This window comes from Cognatundibacterium curvum, from assembly GCF_014284235.1.
Taxonomy (GTDB): Bacteria; Pseudomonadota; Gammaproteobacteria; order Burkholderiales; family Burkholderiaceae_D; genus Undibacterium; species Undibacterium curvum.
The window spans coordinates 26428-49247 of the sequence record NZ_JACOGD010000011.1 but is presented as its reverse complement, the minus strand read 5'-3'; the positions used below and the strand labels follow the sequence as shown (position 1 = coordinate 49247).

Annotated in this window: 11 protein-coding genes; 5 read left to right on the top strand and 6 right to left on the bottom strand. The window is 54.3% G+C overall.

Translation table 11 applies throughout. The features are described 5' to 3' along the window. The first annotated feature begins 81 nt into the window (after positions 1-81). Both garD and H8K43_RS17475 read left to right on the top strand, forming a co-directional pair. Positions 82-1635 carry a galactarate dehydratase gene (gene garD / locus H8K43_RS17480; protein ID WP_186905048.1) on the top strand — a complete coding sequence of 518 codons (1554 nt, stop codon included), beginning with the start codon at positions 82-84 and terminating at the stop codon, positions 1633-1635. Between the two features lie 97 nt (positions 1636-1732). Beyond that, a complete protein-coding gene (locus H8K43_RS17475; protein ID WP_186905047.1) occupies positions 1733-2557 on the top strand; it encodes an NAD-dependent epimerase/dehydratase family protein in 825 nt (274 codons plus the stop codon). A 126-nt stretch (positions 2558-2683) separates the two neighbouring features. Here the strand turns inward: H8K43_RS17475 and recD are convergent, their stop codons facing one another. From recD to recC, 3 genes are read right to left on the bottom strand one after another with little or no spacing between them, the layout of a single operon-like run. After that, complete coding sequence (gene recD / locus H8K43_RS17470; protein ID WP_186905046.1) at positions 2684-4753, bottom strand: exodeoxyribonuclease V subunit alpha; 2070 nt, start codon at positions 4751-4753, stop codon at positions 2684-2686. A 47-nt stretch (positions 4754-4800) separates the two neighbouring features. Next, positions 4801-8415 (bottom strand): exodeoxyribonuclease V subunit beta, encoded by a 3615-nt coding sequence (gene recB / locus H8K43_RS17465; RefSeq protein ID WP_186905045.1) that lies wholly within the window; start codon positions 8413-8415, stop codon positions 4801-4803. Next, a complete protein-coding gene (recC, locus tag H8K43_RS17460) occupies positions 8412-11921 on the bottom strand; it encodes an exodeoxyribonuclease V subunit gamma (RefSeq protein WP_186905044.1) in 3510 nt (1169 codons plus the stop codon). The genes recB and recC overlap by 4 nt, the downstream gene beginning before the upstream one ends. A 418-nt stretch (positions 11922-12339) precedes the next feature. Between recC and H8K43_RS17455 the strand changes: the two genes are divergently transcribed. Together H8K43_RS17455 and H8K43_RS17450 are read left to right on the top strand one after the other, a co-directional pair. Next, entirely contained in the window at positions 12340-13233 is an 894-nt protein-coding gene (locus H8K43_RS17455) for a DUF1186 domain-containing protein (protein ID WP_186905043.1), read from the top strand. A 598-nt stretch (positions 13234-13831) separates the two neighbouring features. Continuing rightward, a complete protein-coding gene (locus H8K43_RS17450) occupies positions 13832-15100 on the top strand; it encodes a dicarboxylate/amino acid:cation symporter (protein ID WP_186905042.1) in 1269 nt (422 codons plus the stop codon). Positions 15101-15466: 366 nt separating this feature from the next. On the opposite strand, the gene H8K43_RS17445 is transcribed toward H8K43_RS17450, so the two are convergent. The 3 genes from H8K43_RS17445 to rdrA all read right to left on the bottom strand — a co-directional run bounded on the left by H8K43_RS17445 (position 15467) and on the right by rdrA (position 21698). Then, positions 15467-16183, bottom strand: coding sequence for an SLATT domain-containing protein (locus H8K43_RS17445; protein ID WP_186905041.1), 717 nt, complete (start codon positions 16181-16183; stop codon positions 15467-15469). Positions 16184-16278: 95 nt separating this feature from the next. Next, positions 16279-19086, bottom strand: coding sequence for an antiviral RADAR system adenosine deaminase RdrB (rdrB, locus tag H8K43_RS17440; protein WP_186905040.1), 2808 nt, complete (start codon positions 19084-19086; stop codon positions 16279-16281). Continuing rightward, positions 19086-21698: an antiviral RADAR system adenosine triphosphatase RdrA gene (gene rdrA, locus H8K43_RS17435; protein WP_186905039.1), complete on the bottom strand. Its 2613-nt coding sequence runs from the start codon at positions 21696-21698 to the stop codon at positions 19086-19088. The genes rdrB and rdrA overlap by 1 nt, the downstream gene beginning before the upstream one ends. A gap of 316 nt (positions 21699-22014) precedes the next feature. Here rdrA and H8K43_RS17430 point away from each other — a divergent pair, with 316 nt between their 5' ends. After that, complete coding sequence (locus H8K43_RS17430; RefSeq protein WP_186905038.1) at positions 22015-22800, top strand: SDR family NAD(P)-dependent oxidoreductase; 786 nt, start codon at positions 22015-22017, stop codon at positions 22798-22800. The last annotated feature ends 20 nt before the right edge of the window (positions 22801-22820 follow it).

Below are 22820 nucleotides of genomic sequence, written 5' to 3'. Positions count from 1 at the left end.
AGTCCAGTTAATATCTGGACTGACCAAAAAATGTTTTAATTGATGAAAAGTCGCATACAGCCATCAAAAAAAGGAAAATTCATGTCATCCCACCCAGAGCAGTCGCCCCTGTATATCAAAATGCATGATGAAGACAATGTTGCCATTGTCGCCAATGACGGCGGGCTGCCAGCCGGAACCATCTTCCCATGCGGGCTGCAACTGATTGAGCAGGTTCCCCAAGGTCATAAGATTGCACTGACAGATATGCAGTCCGGTCAGGAAATCCGGCGCTATAACGTTGTGATCGGCTATGCGCTGCAAGCCGTGCAACGCGGTCAGTGGCTCAATGAGAGCCTGATACGCATGCCGGATGCGCGCCGCCTCGACAATCTGCCGATTGCCACCGTCAAACCCGCTGCCCTGCCTGCACTGGAGGGCTATACCTTTATGGGATACCGCAATGCCGATGGCAGCGTCGGCACACGTAATATTCTGGCTATCACCACCACCGTACAATGTGTGTCAGGCGTCGTCGATTTTGCAGTACAACGCATCAAGACTGAGTTACTGCCCCACTATCCAAACGTGGATGATGTGATCGGCATCGAACATACCTATGGCTGCGGAGTGGCGATCGATGCGCCGGGCGCAGAAATTCCCATCCGCACTATACGCAACATCGCACGCAATCCTAACTTTGGCGGGGAAGCCATGGTCGTCAGTCTGGGTTGCGAAAAACTGCAGCCAGCCAAGCTATTCCCGGCTGGCAGCATCGCGATTCAGCAAGCAGAACAACCGCCCGTAGTCTGCCTGCAAGATCAGGCCCATGTCGGTTTTCAATCCATGATCAGTTCCATTATGAAACAGGCGCGCAGCCATCTGGAGCGGCTGAATCAAAGACAGCGCGAACTGTGCCCGGCATCAGAACTGGTGGTCGGTGTGCAGTGTGGCGGCAGCGATGCATTCTCGGGTGTGACCGCCAATCCGGCAGTCGGTTTTGCGACCGACTTACTGGTGCGTGCCGGCGCCAGTGTAATGTTTTCCGAAGTAACGGAAGTCAGGGACGGCATCGACCAGCTGACCTCACGCGCCGTCAGCCCGCAGGTTGCCGACGCGATGATACGTGAGATGCAATGGTATGACGATTACCTGAAACGTGGCGGCGCTGACCGCAGCGCCAACACCACACCCGGCAATAAAAAAGGCGGACTGTCCAACATCGTCGAAAAAGCCATGGGCTCTATCGTCAAATCCGGTTCCGCACCGATTTCCGGCGTTTTATCGCCAGGCGAAAAACTGCAACAACGCGGACTGATTTATGCTGCCACCCCGGCCAGCGATTTCATTTGCGGCACCCTGCAAGTAGCGGCTGGCATGAATCTGCATATTTTCACTACCGGTCGCGGCACCCCGTATGGCCTGGCACCGGTGCCGGTGATCAAAGTCGCGACGCGCGAAGATCTGGCGCGCCGCTGGCATGACCTGATGGATGTCAATGCCGGTAAAATCGCTACCGGAAAAGCCAGCATAGAAGAACTGGGCTGGGAATTATTCCATCTGATGCTGGATGTCGCGAGTGGCAAAAAAACCTGGGCCGAACACTGGAAATTACATAATGCTCTCGTGCTGTTTAACCCGGCACCGATCACCTGAGCCAATTCAGGGCTACGCTGCGAAGAACAATCTCAGCCACGACCGCAGCGCACCCTGTGCAACCCACTTTATCTGATAAAAACAAGCTAGGAGCATCATGAGTACGCAAACATCCGCCAAACCATTCCACCGCATCCTGCTGACCGGCGCGGCCGGTGGCCTCGGTAAAATCTTGCGCGATAAATTAAAAGACTGGACCGATATCCTGCGCGTCAGTGACCTGGCTGATCTGGGCCCGGCCCGCAACGGGGAAGAAGTCGTGCAATGTGATCTGGCCGACAAAGCAGCGGTACTGGAACTGGTTAAAGGGGTGGAGCTGATACTGCATTTCGGCGGTATTTCAGTCGAAGCCAGCTTTGAAGACATTATGCGCGCCAATATCCAGGGCACCTATAACATCTATGAAGCAGCCCACACCCATCAGGTGAAACGCGTGATTTTTGCCAGTTCAAATCACACCATAGGTTTTTACAAAACCACAGATCAGCTGACCGCCAGCATGCCACCACGCCCGGACGGCATGTACGGCGTGAGTAAGTGTTTTGGCGAGAGTCTGTCCCGCTATTACTACGACCGCACCGGACTGGAAACAGTATGCGTACGCATAGGCTCCGCCTTCCCCGCGCCAGCCAACCGCCGCATGATGACGACTTATCTGAGCTATGACGATCTGTTTGAACTGCTGCGTTGCGCGGCATTCACACCACGCGTAGGTCACACCATCGTATTCGGCGCATCCGACAACCGTGAAAAATGGTGGGATAACCGCGAGGCAGCGCATCTTGGTTTCCAGCCTAAAGACAGCTCCAGCCAGTTTGCCCACTTATTCCCTGACACGGGCAACTATCCGGCCGCCGACGAGATCGGCAGCACCTATCAGGGTGGCAATTTCATCCTGAGCGGTCCACAGTACAAAAACTAAAACCCTGCTTCATCATGCAAAAGGCCGGCTGAAATCTGTCTTCAGCCGGCCTTTTGCTAACTACAAGCCACAGTACATATAGCCAACGGTCAGCTTCATACACGATAGCCTGTCCAGCCCCGGCACTTAACGCAACAAGGCTGATAAGCCACTCACACGCTTAGTCTGGCGCTGTAATGCATCACCAAAAACACCAGGCTGTGGCGTCAGCAGTGTGAAGAACTGGCGCGCACGCGTGATGCCGGTGTACAGCAACTCTCTTGCCAGCAAGCTGCCACCCTGCTCAGGCAAGACCAGTGCGACGTGTGAGAATTCCGAACCCTGGGATTTGTGTACCGTCATCGCGAAGGCGGTTTCCACATCGGCCAGCCGGGTTGCGAGTACGCTGCGCACTTGTTCACCCTGCAGAAAATATACACGCAGCGAGTCTGGCCGTTGCGGGTCGGGCAGGGTCATGCCGATATCGCCGTTAAATACGCCCAAGCCATAGTCATTGCGCGTAATCATGACCGGGCGTCCGGCATACCAGTCGCTGCGTTTGTGTATCCAGCGCTGTGCAATCAAGGCTTGCTCTATCAGTCCATTCACACCAGCCACGCCCCACTCGCCTTCACGTACCGCACACAGGATGCGGAAGCGGTCAAACGCGAGCAGCACTTGCTTTACCCAGGCCAGATAGCCTTCCTCTTTGCCACCCTCTGCAGCGCCAGACTGCAACACTGGCGCGGCTTGCAGCAGTTGCAGATAAGGCAGGTAACTGTCCTCCACCCCGGCACGGCCAGCCAGCGCCAGTTGCAACAAGGCTGGCAATTGCGCCTGCGCATACCAGCTCAGCATGCCGCTGTTATCGGTCTGCAGTAAGTGGCTGCTGGCCGCCACCTCGCCCGCATTAACCGCGAGTGCAAGCTGACCGATGGGACCACCGAAACGGCGACTCTCACGCAACATCACGGTTTGCTGCGCCAGTGCGGACTGCCCATGCAGCATCGCCGCTGGCAGTTGCTGGCCGCTGGCGGCCTGTACATAGGCAGCAGTGTCAGGCAGATAGGCACCGGCACTCGCGTTTTGACACAAATCACCCAGTACCGCCCCCGCTTCGACCGAGGCCAGCTGGTCTTTATCACCGAGTAAAATCAGCATCGCATGCGGTGGCAAGGCATCCAGGATAGCCGCCATCATTTCCAGATGCACCATCGACGCCTCATCCACAATCAGCACATCGACATCGAGTGGATTACCCGCATGATGGCGGAAGCTGCGCGTATCGGGACGCGCGCCCAGCAAGCTGTGCAGCGTCGCTGCCGGTGCCATGCGCGCCGCCAGTTCAGCCAGCGGCAGTTGGTCCTGCATTTTTTCTGCCAGCCCGGATAAGGCATGGTCTATCGCCTGCTTCAGACGCGCGGCAGCCTTGCCGGTTGGCGCAGCCAGCACGATGCGCAATTGCTCTGCCTGCGCGGATAAAGAAAACAACAATGCCAGCAAACGCGCCACGGTATAGGTTTTACCGGTGCCGGGGCCGCCGGTAATGATGCTGAAGTGGCTGCGCACTGCAATGGCACAGGCGATTCTTTGCCAATCCACCGTCTGCGCTGTGTCTGTGTTGGCGTTTGCATCGACAGTTGCGCCGAACAGCGAATCCAGTCCCTGTCTGACCTGCTGCAAATCCAGCGGCCGTGGCTGACTGGCCTTGCGCTGTACTGCGCTGGCGACAGCACATTCATAATTCCAGTAGCGGCGCAGATACAGTCTGTCATCGACCAGCAGCAAAGGCTGACCGTGATCCAGCTCCGCTTCCAATAAGACCTGACTGCATGCTGCGAGTTGACGCAGCCACAGGCGGCTGCTGGCAGGCAAAGGTCCGGCACTGTTTTGCAAAGCCTGCCACTGTCCGGCGGGCCAGCCCAGCAGGGCATCCGGGTCGCTCAATAAATCGGGGATGCGCAGACAGCTATGCCCACGTCCTTCTAGCTCTGACAGCACCACACAACTCAGCAGCAATACCGGATCGGCTGTGCCCAGCTGCGCCACAAAGCGGGTAAAAGCCACGCCCAGACGGCGTAACTCGCCTTGCTGCATCAGCAGTTCCAGTTGTTGATCCAGCGCGGCCGGTACGCCATGCTGGGCAGCGGTGACTGCAGCGATTTCCTGCAGCGCGGGATTGGCTGGCTGGGTCGGGTTTAGTTCTAAGCTGGACATCTTGGCTCACTGAATAGAATACAAAAAGACGGCATCAGACGCCTCACTTACAAACTGGTTTGGGCTGGAAACAGCTGGTCCAGCTGTGTCAGCAAAGCGGCGTCCGGCGCGATACGGATGCAGCCAGCCGTGTCTGGATGTGCCACACCGCGCATGAAGTAAAACAGCGCACCACCCAAATGCTGTTCCGGCGCATAGCCTTCACCCAGACGCTGCCTGAGCAAACGGTGTAAAGCCAGCAGGTACAGCACGCCCTGCACATCATAGCGATGGTGAACCAGACATAACTGCAAAGCCTGGCTGTGATAGCTCGCATCATTCGGACCTATGGTATTGGACTTGTAATCCATCACCCAGTAGCGCCCTTCATGACAAAACACCAGATCCTGAAAGCCGCGCAACATACCATGCATATCGCGCTCACTCAGGGCTGGACGCACCAGTCCCGGCAATACATGCTGACGGCACAGCTGATCCAGTTCCGCACTGAGTAAGCCACTGGCCGGAAACCAGAATTCCATTTCAGGCACACATTGCTGCAGACCGGATAGCGCACAACCCAACTCAGGCAGTTCGCGACCACAGACTGCGGCCAGCCAGGCGATCACGTCATCCTGTCTGTGCGCCCAGCCAGCGCGCTCGCAGCGTTTTTCCATCACAGTGCGATAGCGTTCGCTATGCACAAAATCAAAGCCTTCGCCTGCCAGCCATTCCAGCTGTTCATGCAAAAACTGCCCCGGCACAGGACCGCGTGGGAAGCGGTGCCAGGGGCTATCCTGTACTTGCTGCCAGGATGCGGCATCATCGACTTCTGACAGTTTTTCCATCAGCGCGCTGTGCGCTTGCCGGGTTTCACCCAAACCACGGGTGATCGAGGTATAACTGGCGACACTCCAGTTGCGTTCAAACTGTGCCGTGTACACGGGCGCATCCTGCAACACAGGAGCAGCCTGCTGGCGCATCAGCCTGCTTAAGCCAGGCTGCGCACTGCTATCCTGCAAGGCAATCGCGCTGTTAGCGAGTAAGGGCTGTAGCAGTTGCGCGAGTTGACCTGCTTCTATCGCATTCCCCGCATTCAGCAAATAACCGAGCGCAGAATGCTGGAAACGCCCTTTTTGCGCCGTCACGCCCATCCACAAAGCATGTCGTGGCCGCGTCAGCGCCACATACAGCAAACGTAAATCTTCCTCCAGCCGCGCCGCATCGGCCAGTTCCAATACTTCCTTGCTTTGCGTCAGATCGAGTTGCGTCACGCCGTCGGCATCGGTATAGGTCAGCAATTTCCCGGCGCGGCGAGCGACCGGGCGCGCTGCTGCCGCAAATGGCAAAAACACGATAGGGAATTCCAGACCCTTGGATTTATGGATGGTGATGACCTGTACCAGCTCGGCATCACTCTCCAGCCGCAGCACCAGCTCATCGGCCCCGCTGTCAGCGGGATCATGAATCTGTTCCGCCAGCCAGCGTATCAGTGCCTGCTCACCATCCAGCTGCTGACTGGCTGATTGCAGTAATTCAGCCAGATGCAGCATATCGGTGAGTCGTCGTTCGCCACCGGTTTGCGCCAACAGCGTGGCCGGTAAGTGCAGCTCGTGGATGAAACGGCGCAGCATCGCGAGTATGCCCTGGCGCTGCCAGATACTATGCATCTGTCTGAGCAATTCGGTTCTGGCTTCCCAGGCCAGATCATCACTGACCAGCGTCGCCAGTTCCTGCAGCGACAGATTGGCACTGCGGGTGGCATAGGCGGCACGTGCAGTGGCTGCCTGCATAGGGTTCGCAATCGCCTGCAGCCACAACAACATATCGCGCGCTTCATCGCTGTCGAAAATCGAATCTTTATCCGACAAATACACACTGGCCACGCCGCGCTGTTGCAAAGCATGCCGCACGGCTCTGGCTTCGCTGCGGTCACGCACCAGAATCGCGATATCAGCCGGTTTTACCGGCGTCAGCTGTTCGTCCTGAAGAAAACCAGCGGACGCATCATTGAGCAAGCTCACTATCTGTTCGGCGCAAACGGAGGACACATGCTGATGCAGTTCGACTTTACTCATTTCCTGCTGCACATAACTGAGCGTCATGGCGGGCGGAGACCCTGCTGCAGTCACGAAGCGCTCTGCCCTGCCCCTGGCTTGCACGGGTTCGAAAGGCAGCGGGTTGCCTTGCGCTGTGCGATAACGGAAAGCCCCGGCCGGATAACCGGGCTGAGCAGAACTCCCCTCAGCCAGCTCAAACAACTGATTCACCGCCCCCACCAGCGCCGCCGAGGAGCGGAAATTCGTATTCAACACATAGTGACGGCCACTGGTGGCACGCCGCGCATCCAGATAACTGTGGATGTCGGCACCACGGAAGCCATAAATCGCCTGTTTAGGATCGCCAATCAAAAAAATCCCATGCGGGGTTTCTGCATCATGCAAGCGATACAGCAAATCAAATATCCGGTACTGATCAGGCGAGGTATCCTGAAACTCATCGATCAACGCAACCGGATACTGGCTGCTCATACGGCGTGCCAGCGTCGTACCGTTGGCCGATTCCAGCGCCAGACGCAAACGCTGCAGCATATCGGCAAAACCAAACTGACGGTTCATTTGCTTGAGCTGCTGCATGCGCTGCGCCACCCGCACTGCCGCATGTTTGAGCATCACATGCTGCACCGGTTCAAAGCCCAGCAAGGCGGCCTTCAGTTCGGGTAACAGGCTGGCAGCCTGCGGCAGCACGGCGGACTGATCTTTTTTAAAGCAAGTCTGCAAATTGTCTGCATTCAGCTTATCGCAACCGTCCAGGAAACGTTTATCAGGCATGATTTGCTGCGCCTGATCCAGCCAGTGTTGCGCACTCTCAAAAAACGCTGCTAAGGTCGCTTTGCGCAAGCGGTTGCCATTGAGGATGGCGCTATGCTTTTCTAACCACAGCTGTAATTCTTCCAGCAGCGCGCGCCACTGGTTTTTCAATTGCTGTGCACAGCTCAGTTCAGTTTCGCGTTTGGCGGCTAACAGCTGAGCGAGTGATGTAGCGCCAAGTTCTGCATAACGCTCTGCATAATTCAGCATAGGCGGTATCGCACTGCGCAAGGCATGGACATCAGCCCAGGCATCAGCCACCTGGGCAAATACAGGCGCGGGCAGCGGATACACTTGTTGCCGCCAATAGTCGCGCACCGCATCATCAAGCAGGCTGGTTTCGCTGCTGATCAGTTCTTCATCAAACAGGCAGCCGCTGTCAAATGCATGTTCACGCAACATGCGCTGACACCAGGCATCGATGGTGAAGATCGCGCATTCATCCATCGCTTCAGCCGCCATCATCAGCCTGTGGGCGGCTTGCAGCGCTTGCTGTGGCTCACGGTAGCTGTCGCTGAGTGCCTGCAAAAACGGATCGTCTTCCGTGCCCGGCTCACCGCGAAAATATGCAGCGGCCTGCACCAGACGCTGGCGGATACGGTCGGACAATTCACGCGTTGCGGCGCGGGTAAAGGTCATGACCAGGATTTCAGTCGGCAGCAAGGGACGTCCGTATCCATGCTCGCCACCATGCCCAAGCACCAGACGGATATACAGCGCGGCGATGGTCCAGGTTTTACCGGTACCGGCACTGGCCTCAATCAGACGCGCGCCGCGCAAAGGAAAATCAACGGCATGTAAAGGCTGACTCATGATGCAGCCTCCCCGACTGACTGATTGATGTTTTGTTCTGTCGCTGCGCCATCCAAAGACTGCAGCGGCTGTATCTGTACCGCCTGCTGTATCCAGTCCAGCACAGGCTGGTATAAAGTCTGACTCAACGCCTTCCAGTCGGGTTCTGCCGACAAGGCGGCGAAATCCGGCCACATGCGGTGCAGACAGGGGTCCTGATTTTCACCGGTCGTGGTGTAACTGCCGTCATAGCACTCTTCAGGATTTTTCCCGCTCAATAAGGCAAACGCGGTTTTACGCGCAACCGGCAAAGGCTGCTGGCAAGCACGCTGCCAGCAAGCAAGCACACTGTCCAGCGTCTGCAGCGCATCCGGTTGTGACAGCGGCTGACAATACAGCACGGCATCGCGCCCAACCAAATAACCAGGCACGGCCACACCACAAGCCGCCGACACCAGTTGTCGCAACCAGTAAGGCAAACAGGCATCCGGCCGCACCTGCAACTCTTCGCCCTTAGCCTGACACAGATTGGCGGGCGACATCGCAAGCCATACAGTGCGCGAGCCATCGGTCCAACACTGATCCAGCCAGTCTTCAATTTGTACTGCCGGAAAACTCAGCGCCAGCGCATGCTTGGCGGCTGGCTGCGGATAGCGCGCGCACAGGCGCAGCCATTGCTGGCGCACCGGTACCAGCTGAATCAATAACTGCTGCTGCCACCACTTGCCCATCTGTCCGACCGGGAATACGCCTTCACGTGCCAGCCGTTCTATTTTGCGTTCCATATCAGGCTGCACATCGTCCAGAGTTTCGCGATCCCCGTCATCCTGCAACAGCAATTGGGCGAATTGATATTCATCCAGACGGTTCAGGCTGAACGGTTCTTCATCGGCCGATACCAGTTGCTGTTCCGGGAAGCTGACTTGCAGTCTTTGCCGGAAAAAATACGTCACTGGCTGGCGCATGAAGCGGCTGAACTCAGACAGATTCAGGCGGTAACCGGGCTCCATCGCGGCCAGCGCAGCGTCCGTGTTCGTCAGGCCAGTTGCCATTGAATCCCGCATCTCGCCTTCGTGTGCGGCGCGCCATTCACGTGCAAACGTAAGCGGCCCGCCAGCTTCAAAATAACGGCGGCTGAAAGGCTGCAAGGGATGCTCGCTGGTCAGACTGGTCAGATCGAGATCCCAGCCTGCCGCCAGATAATCACGCAATTGCGCCACCAGCACCGAAGGCGGCTGTTCCGAATTATCGCGAATATTGCGCCCCACCCAGCTGATGTACAGACGTTCACGCGCAGCCAGCAAGGCTTCCAGCATCAGATAGCGGTCATCATCACGGCGCGAGCGGTCACCCGGACGCTGAGTACCAGGCAAGGCCAGCAAATCAAAATCCGCATGCTGAGCACGGCGCGGGTAGTCACCGTCATTCATGCCCAGCAGGCAAATCACGCGGAAAGGCACGGCGCGCATAGGCATCAGCGTGCAAAACGTCACGCCACCCGATACAAAACGCTGGGTCAGATTGCTTTCCTCGACCTGCCCCAGCCAGGCTTCGCGCATGACTGCCAGCGGCACCGCCTGCTCAAAATGTGCAATTTCGCAATCATCGAGCCAGCTTTGCAGCGCTTGTTCCAGTTGCGCCAGCGACAGCTTGTCGCGTTCCGATTCAGGCGCAAAAAAAGTGCTCAGCAAACTGCGCGCACGTTGTGCCCACACGGCCGGTGTAGCGGCTTCACTAAGTACAGTGCGCCATACCATCAGCTTATCCAGCATATCGGCCAGCGAACCGGCCAGTGCTGCATCCAGACCTGCGATTTCCGGATAAGGCTGGATCGCATCAAAATCGACCGCATCACCATTCGCATAACCAAGCAACATGCGGCGCACACCGAACATCCAGCTATTTTGCTCACCGACCTGCCCCAGTCCCAGGCTGGCTCGATGGCTGGCATCCAGGCCCCAGCGCACACCTGCCCCTTCTATCCAGCTGCCCAGACGCGGCAAGTCAGCTTCTTCCAGCCCGAAACGCGCCGCAATCGCAGGCACATCCAGCAAGTCACGGATTTCACTTTGCAGACAACGCTGCTGCGGCAAGCGCATCAGCCATTCCAGCGCGATATACAAAGGATTGATCTGACGCTCTGTGGTATCGGCGATTTCATACGGAATATAGCGTGCATCCTGACGCCCATACTGATCAAACACCGCTTGTATCGCCGCGCTGAACTGGGCGATATCCGGCACCATCACCACGATGTCACGCGGACGCAGCACACCGGCGTCGGCATCCGACGGCGCTTCCGCCAGCATCAGCAACAGCTCGTCATGCAAGACTTCCACCTCACGCTGCACGCTGTGGGCGATATGGAATTGCAGCGAACGGTCATCGTCCGCCAGCGACAGGCGCGCATGCTCAGACAGCGGCAGCAAATCACGGATAGCTGCCTGCACCTGTGCCAGCAAATGCTGACCAGGACCTTCACTGAATAAATCCAGCCGCAAATTTTGATAAGTGGCGCGGGTCGCGTTGGCATCGTCAAACTCATCCAGCATGCGGATAAAATCGCGTCCCATGCGACCCCAGGCGGCCAGCAGCGGATGACTGTGACTGTGTAATTCTTCAGGCGGAATCTGGCTCAGGTCGCGACCTTCGCGTAAATCCTGACGATGGCGGTTTGCACGCAGCAATTCCCTGCCCTGAATAATATCGCCCCAATAAAACTGGCAGGGATTGGCCACCGCAATCACGACCTGGGTGTGCTGAGCCAGTGCGCCCAGTGCTTCCAGCGTTTGACGTGGCAACGCAGACAGGCCAAACACCACGATGCGGCGCGGCAGCGCGCGCTTCGCATCGGGTTTTGCATCTGGCTGCAGATCTGAAGCGGCATCTGGCATCAAAGCCTGTAAAAAATGCTGATGCACATGAGCGCGGCCACCGTAGCGCTGCTGCTCATCCACACTCAGCATCACTGCGCGCCACAAGGCAGCCTGCCAGGCCTGATCCGGCGGCAAAGGCAAAGCCGGACCCGCCGCGCAGCGCAATTCATCGCGCCCGGCATCCCAGTCTGCCAGCCAGTCAGAACGGAATACCTGATAACCGTCAAATAAATCTGCGAGTTTTTGTGCCAGTTGCAAACGCCGTTCAGGCGCGCCATCCGCGAGAAAATGGCGTAAAGGCGCAAACACTTCCTGCGCCAGTAACTGCGGCAGCATATGCATCAGGCGCCAGGTCAGCGAGGATTTATCAAATGGCGAACGGCGTGCCACCGCCTGCGGCCCCAGCACGCTGCGGTAGGATTCCCACAAAAAACGGGCTGGCAACATGACACGGGTCGCGGCACAAATGCCATTTTCAGCAGCCAGCGAAATCTTGAGCCATTCCGCCACCCCGTTCGATTGCACGATAAAGGTTTCCTGCTCCAGCACGTCTAATGGTTGCTGTCGCAGCCAGCTGAAGATGGCCGCGCCTAGTTGTTCGAGCTGATTGCCATGTATCGCGATCAGTCCGGGAGTGATAGTTGAAGCCATCGGTATGCTTAGTCCTTGCCTGCATCAACAGGCATCGCAATGTTAGTTTATTGATGGGTCAGCACGTTGCAAACGGCGACTGTACGCCTATGTATATGCTGACATGCACGGCCCAAATGACAGAGCCTGAATATCTGTGCAAATATACAGTGTCAGTACTGCTTATGACAATGACAAATACCGATGCAGAGCGGCTTTCCTGCCGATGCGCGCCTTTTCCAGGATGCTGGGCAGGATCAGTAAATCAGCACGCCATCTGTGCGGAAGCGCAGACTGAGTAAGCCCACCAAAAAGATGGTGATGTCACAATTTTCAACAGGTGCAGCTGTTATACTGAGCGATTAGGTGATTTTCACCATGCTGAGCTTCCCGGGCAGCGTGAAATGACGCCACACTTCACTTTCCGAATCTGTTAACTATGTCTTCCATCTGGCCTGCGCTGCGCGAGCAACTCGAATTTTTTTCCTCCCCTTTTCCGCGTGCTGCAATTGCGCAGGCAGAAGAGAATAAAACCGAACTCGCACCCCATCTGACGGAAGTCTTGCAACAGGTTGCGACCACCCCGGCCATCACCGAAAACGGCGAGTACATGCTGCATATGTATGCGATGCATTTACTGGCTTCATGGCGCGACAGCAGCGCCTATGCACCGATGATCGCGATGGGCAGCTACAGCGATGAAGTCATAGAAAGCATGATGGGCGACGTGGTCACTGAAACCTATGGCCGTTGTCTGGCCTCGGTTTGCGATGGCAATGTCGCGCCACTCAAAGCCCTGTTTGAAAACACCGGCATCTCGATCTGGTCACGCACTGCGGCGCTGATCGCCTGGCAGGTACGCGTCATCGCGGGTGACAATCCGCGTCAGGAATTGCTGGAATATCTGCAAAGCCAAGGCGAGCTACTGGCCAGTCAGCGCCGTACCGCGAGTGAAGGCGATGCCGTTTTACTGGAAACCATCGTTGATGTCGCCACCGCACTGTGCGCTAAAGAAATGGCGGAGCAGGTCAATGGCTGGTTTAACGATAAATTGCTGGACCCGCAAATGAGTGATCAGGACTGGTTCAACGAACATATCGCCGCCGATTTCAACGCCAGCCGCGCGCTGGAACTGGAACATGGCAAAGGCTATATCCACGACGTGGAAAAAGAAATGGGCTGGTGGGACAGTTTTCAGGAAGAGAAGAAACCCAACTTCCGCCAAACCTATACCACCCAGACCATACGCAAAGAAGCCAAAATAGGTCGCAACGATCCCTGCCCTTGCGGCAGCGGCAAAAAATACAAGAAGTGCCACGGCATTCACGTCTGAGCACTGCATGCTGTGCGGGCCTCAGGCACACATCTGAGGCCCAGACAAGACGGCAAAGCGCAGCAAAACACCGCACTGAGCACCGCACTGAGCACCGCTCCAAAATAAGAGACTGAGTATTGATGCGGTCTGGCAAGGCAAAAGCGGCTGACAGCCGCATGTAGCTTGAGACTTCCGGTTTAAATAATTGTATGCATGCAGACAAAACCGGACGATTTCTTAGCAAAAAGCTCTAAAACAGCCCAAAAATCAAATTTCATCCGCTTTTTTCGACAATTTCCGTTTAAAACGACGGGCAATTGTGGTTTTCCCCAATATGGTGCATCTGCGCTTAGTGCCATGATGCGACCCCATTATGTTTATCCTCAAACTCCCTCAGAAGAAGTCCGGAAAGCAGACTAAACCGACCAATCGGATCAGCGCCAACATCCCCGGTGAACTGAAGTCGCGCGTGCAGTATCCCTGAACGCTCATCAACCCGATTCATGAATTTCAGCTGTGCCGCAGCGCGTATGCAATGTGTCGCCACTGAGGCTCATTGCGTCATTCCCTAACATAACGAGACCGCAGCGCAATCTGCCTCTCACACGGAGCATGTATGAAGAAAAAATCGATGACCCCGCTCATCTTTGTCGCGATGCTGGCTGGTATCGCGGTTGGATATGGCTGTCATGAAACCTGGGCCGGCAGCAAATTTGCGACCGAACTGGCAGGTTACTTTTCCATTTTCACCGACGTCTTTCTGCGCCTGATTAAGATGATCATCGCGTTGCTGGTGTTCTCGACGCTGACCATCGGTATTGCGCATCTGGGCGACACCAAGACAGTAGGCCGCATCGGCGTGAAAGCGATGGGCTGGTTTATTATCGCCTCGCTGGTCTCGCTGTCTATCGGCATGCTGTTATCGAATGCACTGAAATTAGGCGTCAACCTGAATCTGCCTTTGCCGGAAGTAGGTACAGCCACTAACCTGAAAACTGCCGCCTTCTCGCTCAAGGAATTCGTGAACCATCTGGTACCTAAATCCCCGATGGAAGCGATGGCAAATAACGAAATTCTGCAAATCGTGGTGTTCTCGCTGTTCTTCGGTTCTGCGCTGGCTGCGATGGGTGAAACCGGCAAAAAACTGACTGGCGTGATTGATGAATTGTCACACGTGATGCTGACCATCACTGGCTCCATCATGAAAATGGCACCGGTAGCCGTGTTCGCCGCGATGGCTTCGGTGATCACGACTCAGGGTCTGGGCGTGCTGGTTACTTTCGCCAAGTTCATGGCAGGTTTCTACGCTGGCCTCGGCATCCTGTGGGCGCTGCTGATATTTGCAGGCTTCATCTTCCTCGGCAAATCGATTTTCCGTCTGATGTCTTTGATACGTGAACCTTTCCTGCTGGCGTTTTCGACTGCCAGCTCGGAAGCAGCTTATCCTAAGATTCTGGATGCCCTGGACAAATTCGGCGTCAAACGCAAAATCTCCAGCTTCGTACTGCCTATGGGTTACTCGTTCAACCTCGATGGCTCTATGATGTATTGCACCTTCGCGGTACTGTTCATCGCTCAGGCTTACGGCATAGAATTGTCAACCAGCACCCAGATCACCATGCTGCTGCTGTTGATGGTGACTTCAAAAGGTATGGCTGGCGTACCACGTGCTTCGCTGGTGGTGATTGCTGCGACCCTGAATCAGTTCAACATTCCTGAAGCCGGTCTGTTGCTGATCATGGGCGTGGACCAATTCCTCGACATGGGCCGCTCCGCTACCAATGCAGTCGGCAACTCCATCGCCGCCGCTGTGATCGCGAAATGGGAAAACGGCATAGAAACACCGGTTCACCTGGAAGCTGTCACAGCAAAAAAAGCTGCGTAATTTCCTGTTGAATTGAACGACAAAAAAGCGAGCCTGGTGCTCGCTTTTTTTATGTGCAATTTTTCATGGCAGGCTGTGCGCCTGGCTGAGTGTTTCAGTAAGCGCCTTTTCTTGAGCAGCTGTCATTTAGCTGCTGTAATTTAGCTGCTGTAATCTGCTCGAAAACGAACCCAGCCCCCAAAATTTCGTCATTCCCGCGCAGGCGGGAATCCAGCGGCTTTACAGCGAAAGTCACTGGATCCCTGCCTGCGCAGGGATGACGGGGGGCGGTGATGAGTGTTTAGTGTTTAGTGTTTAGCGGCTAGCGTTTTGTACTTACGCCCCAGAACAACAATTCAAGCACTGCGTACATCCACCTCAGCCACCTCAGCTACCGGTTACAGCACCCTTCTCTTCCACTTGCTTAGGCGTGGTCGCTTGCAAGCCGGCCTTAAACGCTGCCGTCCATTGCTCAGTCTCGAGCTGGATGATGCGATGGCGCGCGCGGGATACGCGGATCAGCTCGGCCATTTCCTTACCCAGATCGGGTTGACCCACGCGTAAGACCTGTATCGTGAGCCAGTTCAGTTCAAATTCTTCGCGCAAACGCTGTAACTGTTGCTGCGCCAGTACAAAGCGCATCCAGGCTTCAGCGTCACCATAAAAACGTTCATACGCATACAAGGTCGCCGTCAGCGCTATCAGTACCGAGGTCCACATTGGCGAGATGGTTTCCCCCAACACTGGCACCATCCACGCCGGTAAATGCATTTGCGTCAGTGATGGAATCACGGCGGACAAGCCGCCAGTCGTAATCATCGCAACCCGCAAGCGCCTGGCCGTCGCACCGCGCTGTGGAGCCTTTTCCGCATACCAGCGGATTGAGGCATCGATCTCGCCTAAGAGTTTAGTTTTCGCCGCTTCGATCAGCCCCATTGCATCAGCATTAAACGGCACCACCAGCTGCGCCGGATCAACGATGGGCGCCACATCGGTGCCTGCATCTGGCGTTGTTAGCACTTGGCCTGGTACAGCTGTATCGGCCACGGTACCAGCGGCATCCTGTTGATTCTGCGTATTCACAGCTAAGTCATTTTCAGCCATCGTTCATTCCATTTCTTTTTTATTTGCCTTACTTGTTTAAGAATTTTTCAGTGTTTATCTTTAGCCGCAGATGTGTCATACACCCTGCACGCGCCTCACACGCTACGCTGGGTCCACACAGCCTGATGTTTACGACGGAATTCCTGCACGCCGGTTTGGCGCAGGCGTTCGGTCCAGCTTTCGGCATCGGTGCGGGTGGCGCCATGCTCCATCGCGGCTGCGCGCAGCAAGGCAAATTCGGTTCTGAGTGTAGTCGGCATGATGCCGGGGTCATCGGTATTAATGCAGACCTTGATCGGACCACGGCGCAGGCCAAAGCGGTTAGCCGCTTCGACCGGTCTGAGCACGCTTTCCGAGACCGGATACCATCTGAATACCGGATGTTCGCTGAAGCTTTCCAGCCTTGCGATATACACATTGCTGGTCAGATTTACCTCTATCATCAGGCCACGCGCATCGTACAGATCGAGCAGATAATCCTGCAAGGCTTCCATGAATTCCAGCTCGGTTTCTGTATGCTGATCGCTGAGGGTGCCCAGCGCATTTAAGGCTTGCTGTTGCCAGCGGCTGTCGCTGTGTTCAGGCCCGCTCAGCGAGACTCTGACCTGAGGCAAAGCGGCATGGGTCTGGCGACACCCCCAGGCCGGTGCTGGCTTGCCGCCCTTTTGCATCTCCAACCAGCGCGCGCGGTCGCGGAACAAACGTACATCAGGCAAATAATCCGATACTGCTTCAGTTGTACTTGCATCACCCTGCAACTCCGCATGCGGCGTACAAGGCTTCATCAGCTTATAGCGATCCGGTAATGCCTGCGCTGATTCCGCATCACAAATGCCAGACAGTTCAGCCTGCTTCAATTGCCAGCTGCAATTGCGGCGTAACTGCCAGGCTTTGAATAAGGTTTCCGGATGGGTGAGCGTGATATGTGCATCGGCCTTGCAGGCAAACTGTTCATGCGCCGCTTTCAGAATACTGCCCGGCTGCAGCCAATCCAGACAGGCCGGATGCATCCACGGCACATAGCGCAAAAAGCGCCTTATGCGTCGCTCCAGCATAGGCATGACTTGCGCCGCTAAGGGCAGGCGCTCTGCCATCACACCCGCATAATGCCAGGCCCAGACCAGATTATCGACATGCTCATCGACAGGCACCACCATGTCACCGTGGCGCTGCAACCAGTCGCGCGGACGTATGCCCAGTGCCAGCGCATGTCCCAGCCTGTCGCCGGAACGCATCTCGCAAAACTGGACGGTTTCATCCAGATGGCGCATGCCGGAATAAGGATGAGCATAATCCTCACCCGCATGTACACTCAGATGCCAGCCCGCGACAGTCGCCTGACGCTCTGCCTGATGCTGCAAGCCCTGACGCAGCCAGCGCAATGCGGGTGCATAGGTTTCGACCCGCACCAGATTTTCATCGCCAGCCACATCCAGGCCGCGCACCCAGCGCACAGGCAGCAATTGACGACGCATATCCTGCGGCAAACGGCTGCTCAGGCCCAGCAATTCCGGCCTGTCCCAGCCCGCCTGCGACAGGCATTGTTCACGCAATTGGCGCGCTTCACGCCACACCAGTTCCGGATGATGTTGGAATTTCGGAATGCGTAAAAAATGTATACAGAAATGCCAGCGATCCATCAATGCACGATACGCTGCAGCCTCGTCCGCAGGCAAAGGTGCCAGCCCCTGCGGCGCAGCCACGCCAGTCGCGCTGGCAAGCTGACGCAACCACAAACCGATTTCTTCGGGTTTGAATTTGGAACGCGTTACCTTGAGCTCTGCCACATCGTCGGGATGCTGGAACAGCACTTGCGCCGCATTCAGATGATTGGGTTGCTGCTCACCCCAGCGCAGTGGCCTGTCGTAATAAGCCACGAAGCGCGTCAAGCCCTGACCATCCATAATCAGCTCACGCCGCAAATGCATCAGACGATTCAAAAAATAAATGATGAGCACACGCAGCGCATACGGGCATTGCGGACTTTGATACTGCCACCACAGCCAGATCAGCAGCCACAACCAGGCTTGGGCAACGCGCCCGGCCAGCATCGCGACTGCCATTTGCTGACGCAGCCAGGCCGCATCGCGCACCGAGGCATGTACAGTTTGCTGTGCAATTAGCTGCCAGTCGCTACGCCGTTGCGGCTGAGTACGCCAACGCTCGCCCAGACTATCTTGCAGCAGCAAATTGAGCGCGGCATCACAAGCCGGAACTGTCCCATCCGCATAGGACTCAGGCAGCCAGCTCGCGCGCGTCAGCAAACCATGCAGCACACGCTGCAGTTCGCATAAAGTCGAATGCTGAGGATGCTGCTTAAGATGATCGCCATCCGGAGCCAGCACACCCAATAACAAAGCGAGCCCGCTGGTATGCACGCCGCCCAGATGTGCATGATTTTCCGCGACTGCATTGCCATCGACCGCGGCCGGACTGAACAAAGCCTGCTGCTGTCCCACGATGCGCTGCATATCGTGGGTAGTCAGACTATGCGGCGACATCAGATGCTGCGCAAACTTCCAGCCCACCACCAGCGCCGGATCGAGCTGCGCACAAAAGCGCACATAGTCTTGCTCCTGCCCATCGCGGTAACGCAGCGCATCACCATCTGCGATGAACAGCTGATCGTACAAATAATCCAGACTGCTGAATGCAGGACCACGCAAGGCTGTCTGCGGCCACACGATTTGCAAACCATGCCGGATTTCATTCAGACGAAAACGCCGCGGCCAGTCTCTGTCCAGGTCAGCCTGCAACACATCCAGACAGACAGCGTGAAAATTGCTGTGCTCCATCAGATGGCGTGGGTCGGGTTTGAGCAGGTGTTGTTTGATGAGTTCTGCAAATGCTGAACTCGAAAAAACGGTCGCAATTGAGACATCGAATAATGCGGCGTTCAGCATTACTGACTCACATCTGCAGGCATACAGATTTTAAGAAAGCGAACCAGTTGGGATTTACTAGGTTTGTCTCTGATTGTAGGCAACGCTGACACTTGAGCGGGAGTTAACCTATTTTTAAATTCATCAAAAATTGCACTTCGCCTCTGCAAACTACTGCTCTTTACCATTTCTATCCCAGTATTAGCATCTGCCCCAGCAGTAATGATATTTAAGTAGTAGCGCATTTTTCTGTCTATTGCAACTTCGATTGATGCATCTACTGTTTGTTTTTTGATCTCTTTGATTTTTACACCTTCAAGTTCATCCTCAAACGAAAGAACCCGATAGGTATCCATCAAAATATTTTTTATAGGATGCTGGTAAAGCACTCCGGTATAACTTCTGATCGATTCAGGACTCAAGAATGGCTTGATGTTTGAAATAAAAAGGCTGGTGCTTTCAAAAGATTTTCCAGCAACCGTACCATTGGCAATGGAAACGCTCTGAACGTAAGGATGCTCAAAACTACCAAACGCGGCGCAAATTGCGTGGAATGAGCGCACCCCTATATCTGCAACATATTTAAGACCCGGATGATGCTTGTATGTTTTTTCACTATCTGCTTTTTTATCCAGTATCCAAGAACCTTGAGATAGTTGGGTGAAAAATTTATTCATCACCTTATAAATCAGCAACGCATGCGGCTGTAATTTTAAGGTCTCAGTATGTTCAGCGCGCCACGAATTTATATCTTTAGTTAATTGATCTATATATTTATCTAAATCGTTATCATCAATTTCATCTGCCTGCGGCGCATCGGCTGATGCGTCAATTTTAAGCATTTTTGTCCCGGCAAAAAAAGCCGAGGAATAATAGGGAGAGTTGCTCAGAATTTTATGAACATCTCTATTGGTAACTTTCTGCACTAAGCTCAAGATAAGTAACTCAAATAATCTTCCAGTAAAAATTAAATTTCCCGTCTGATTATTTGAATAGAAGGCACGGTGCACCATTAAGCGGCGAACAAATTCGATATTTTGCAAGCCAAGATCAGTAATTGCATCTGACTTTGTATGTGGCACATTAAGTGTATTTGCGCCAGCCACGCCTAATTCCGGGACTGGATAAGGCAATACTGTACTTTCCGGAATACTCTGAATCCAGGTTTCATCCGTAATACGCGTAGCTAAAAATTTGCCCCAACTGTCCCTTAAACCATGGCCTTTAAAATGATCACGCCAGTATGGCGAGCCCTGTCGAACTGGATTAAACAGATCAAGATCAAGAATTGATGTAGTGGCATTGGCTTCCTGGTCTTGTCTCTGGACTATCCAATGACGCATTGCACTAGTTACCAATGCGGCAGATCCTTCAGCTGGATTTTTGAAAAAATAATCTTCGAGAGGTTGAATCCAAGTTGCAAGCAAAGCCTGCAAATAATCTACTGAACGCTTTCTGTTATAAAAACGTCCTACGAAAGCAAATTCCGTTGCAAATCGATACTGCCCCTTTTCTCCAGCCCCCAATTCGTTTCGTTCGCTTGAGTCTTTTCTTAAGTAATCGACCAATTCCCGAACTTCTTCCTGAACGTTAGAAATCAGTTGAGAAAAATCGCGAATAGAAAAAATTGGTAAAGTCTGACGACTGTTTTCGAAGCCGTTGATATGCCCATTTAATGTAAACCTGAGCCAATCTGAAAATACCTTAACATTGACTAAAGGCTCATTACTCGAATCGACAATAACGATGTTTTTACTATCCAGGTAAGATTGAATATCTGGTACATGTAGCCGCCTTGGTAAAGGCAAAACCTTGCGCTGATATTCGATCGCAAGCTCATTCGCTGTACGGTATGCCTCCTTTGAATCCTCTTTCACTTTATCGGTAATACGTCCGTAAAATTCGCGCCAGGTCACATCACGATAAAGAGTCAAATCACCGCTGATGATAGGAACTACATAAGGCGAAGCAAGATATTTTCTGACCACTTCCAGATTTTCAAATGCATGCTGTAATGAGGTGTCGACATCGTCGATAGGCAAGACTATCAGACGCTTGTTTGTTACACCTAAGGCAAGGCCAAATAATTTATGTACTTCATCGGCGATGCCATGATTGCCGATGAATGCACGTAATTTATCCAGACCAAATTCATTCTTTTGCTTTTGCACGCCTTCTAAGGCCGTGCCCAGGCGCTGCAACTGCTCATAAAATGCCTCGGTTTTATTATCTACGCGACTTAGCGCATCTTTAATCTGTTTATCACGCAGCAAAGCCGCCACAATGATATTGAGGAATAAGTCATCACCGTCTTCCAGCAAAGTAGGGTCCACCGGTTTCAGGATCAATAATTTATCCTTGAGCGCAGGCACCTGATTCAGGTATAGCGGTAAATTCACGAGAATAGAACTCTTACCTGTGCCTCTGCCACCATCGATCAGAATGGCTTCATGCGCACGCGTATCATCTAATTCAACGTCCAGTTTTCCATTTAATTTTTTGTCGCTTCGCTCCAATAAATCGGCAATGCGTTCGTACACATCGCGCGCCAGCAAATTTTCAGCTTTAAGCTGTTTAGCCTGCTCTCCCTGATCGATAGGAAATTTGATGATGTTCTCTTTATTGTCGCTCATGAGTTTTGCCGATTTTCGATACAAAACAGCAACTATATGTCAGGCATGGTTAGTTTGTTAAGCTAAAAAACCAGGCTTGAAGTCATTTCATCGACAAACTGTGTCTTATCAGGCTGTCATCGTGATTTTTAAGCGAATAAATGCCTTAGCTGGCGATGAAAAACCGGCTTGTTCGCTTTGCTGAACACAGTATTTTTTGTTGACAAGCCTCAGCAGCAGATTTACGATACATTCAAATGACCGATGGTCATTTATTTTTACAACACAACTGACCGATAGTCATTTAATCAAATCCAGCATGGAAAAGGATGGAAATATGCAAGACATTCGTGGTTTATGGGCCTTGATTACCGGGGCGTCCAGTGGCTTTGGGGTGGATTTTGCGCATTTGCTGGCGGCGCGGGGGGCGAATCTGGTGTTGGTGGCGCGGCGTACTGCGCCCATGGAAGAATTAGCGGCACAATTGCGGGCGCAGCATGGGGTGCAGGTGCGGGTGACGGGGCTGGATTTGACGGCGGCGGATGCGGCTACGCAATTGAAACAGGGGCTGGATGCGGATGGGATAGCGATTGATATCCTGATCAATAATGCGGGCTATGGATTGTATGGCGAATTCCTGCAGCAGCCGCTGGAAAAGACGCTGGATATGATGCAATTGAATATGCTGAGCCTGACCCGGCTCACGCATGTGTTTGGCCAGCAGATGAAGCAGCGCGGGCGTGGTTATATGTTGCTGATTGCGAGTATCGCGGCTTATCAGGCGACGCCGACTTATGCTGCGTATGCAGGCAGTAAGGGCTATGTGCTGTTGTTTGGCGAGGCGCTGCATCAGGAACTGGCACCGTATGGCGTGAAGGTCAGCGTGCTGTCGCCGGGTATCACGGCGACGAATTTTTTGACGGTGTCGGGGCAAAAGCCGACGCTGTATCAAAGGCTGGTGATGATGCAATCGCGGCCGGTGGCGCACATCGGTTTGCAGGCTATGTTCAAAGGTAAACTCAGCGTGGTGCCGGGGCTGATGAATAAACTGACGATCTTCAGCAATCGCTTTACGCCACGCAGCATACAAAGCAAAGTCGCGTACACTCTCATGAAAAACTGAAACCCACGGAGCAGCAGGCA

Bases quoted from the DNA above. Each gene is read 5' to 3' on its own strand.
- recB (WP_186905045.1), bottom strand. From the start codon at position 8,415: ATGAGTCAGCCTTTACATGCCGTTGATTTTCCTTTGCGCGGCGCGCGT.
- H8K43_RS17450 (WP_186905042.1), top strand. From the start codon at position 13,832: ATGAAGAAAAAATCGATGACCCCGCTCATCTTTGTCGCGATGCTGGCT.
- H8K43_RS17445 (WP_186905041.1), bottom strand. From the start codon at position 16,183: ATGGCTGAAAATGACTTAGCTGTGAATACGCAGAATCAACAGGATGCC.
- H8K43_RS17455 (WP_186905043.1), top strand. From the start codon at position 12,340: ATGTCTTCCATCTGGCCTGCGCTGCGCGAGCAACTCGAATTTTTTTCC.
- rdrA (WP_186905039.1), bottom strand. From the start codon at position 21,698: ATGAGCGACAATAAAGAGAACATCATCAAATTTCCTATCGATCAGGGA.
- rdrB (WP_186905040.1), bottom strand. From the start codon at position 19,086: ATGCTGAACGCCGCATTATTCGATGTCTCAATTGCGACCGTTTTTTCG.
- H8K43_RS17475 (WP_186905047.1), top strand. From the start codon at position 1,733: ATGAGTACGCAAACATCCGCCAAACCATTCCACCGCATCCTGCTGACC.
- garD (WP_186905048.1), top strand. From the start codon at position 82: ATGTCATCCCACCCAGAGCAGTCGCCCCTGTATATCAAAATGCATGAT.
- H8K43_RS17430 (WP_186905038.1), top strand. From the start codon at position 22,015: ATGCAAGACATTCGTGGTTTATGGGCCTTGATTACCGGGGCGTCCAGT.
- recD (WP_186905046.1), bottom strand. From the start codon at position 4,753: ATGTCCAGCTTAGAACTAAACCCGACCCAGCCAGCCAATCCCGCGCTG.
- recC (WP_186905044.1), bottom strand. From the start codon at position 11,921: ATGGCTTCAACTATCACTCCCGGACTGATCGCGATACATGGCAATCAG.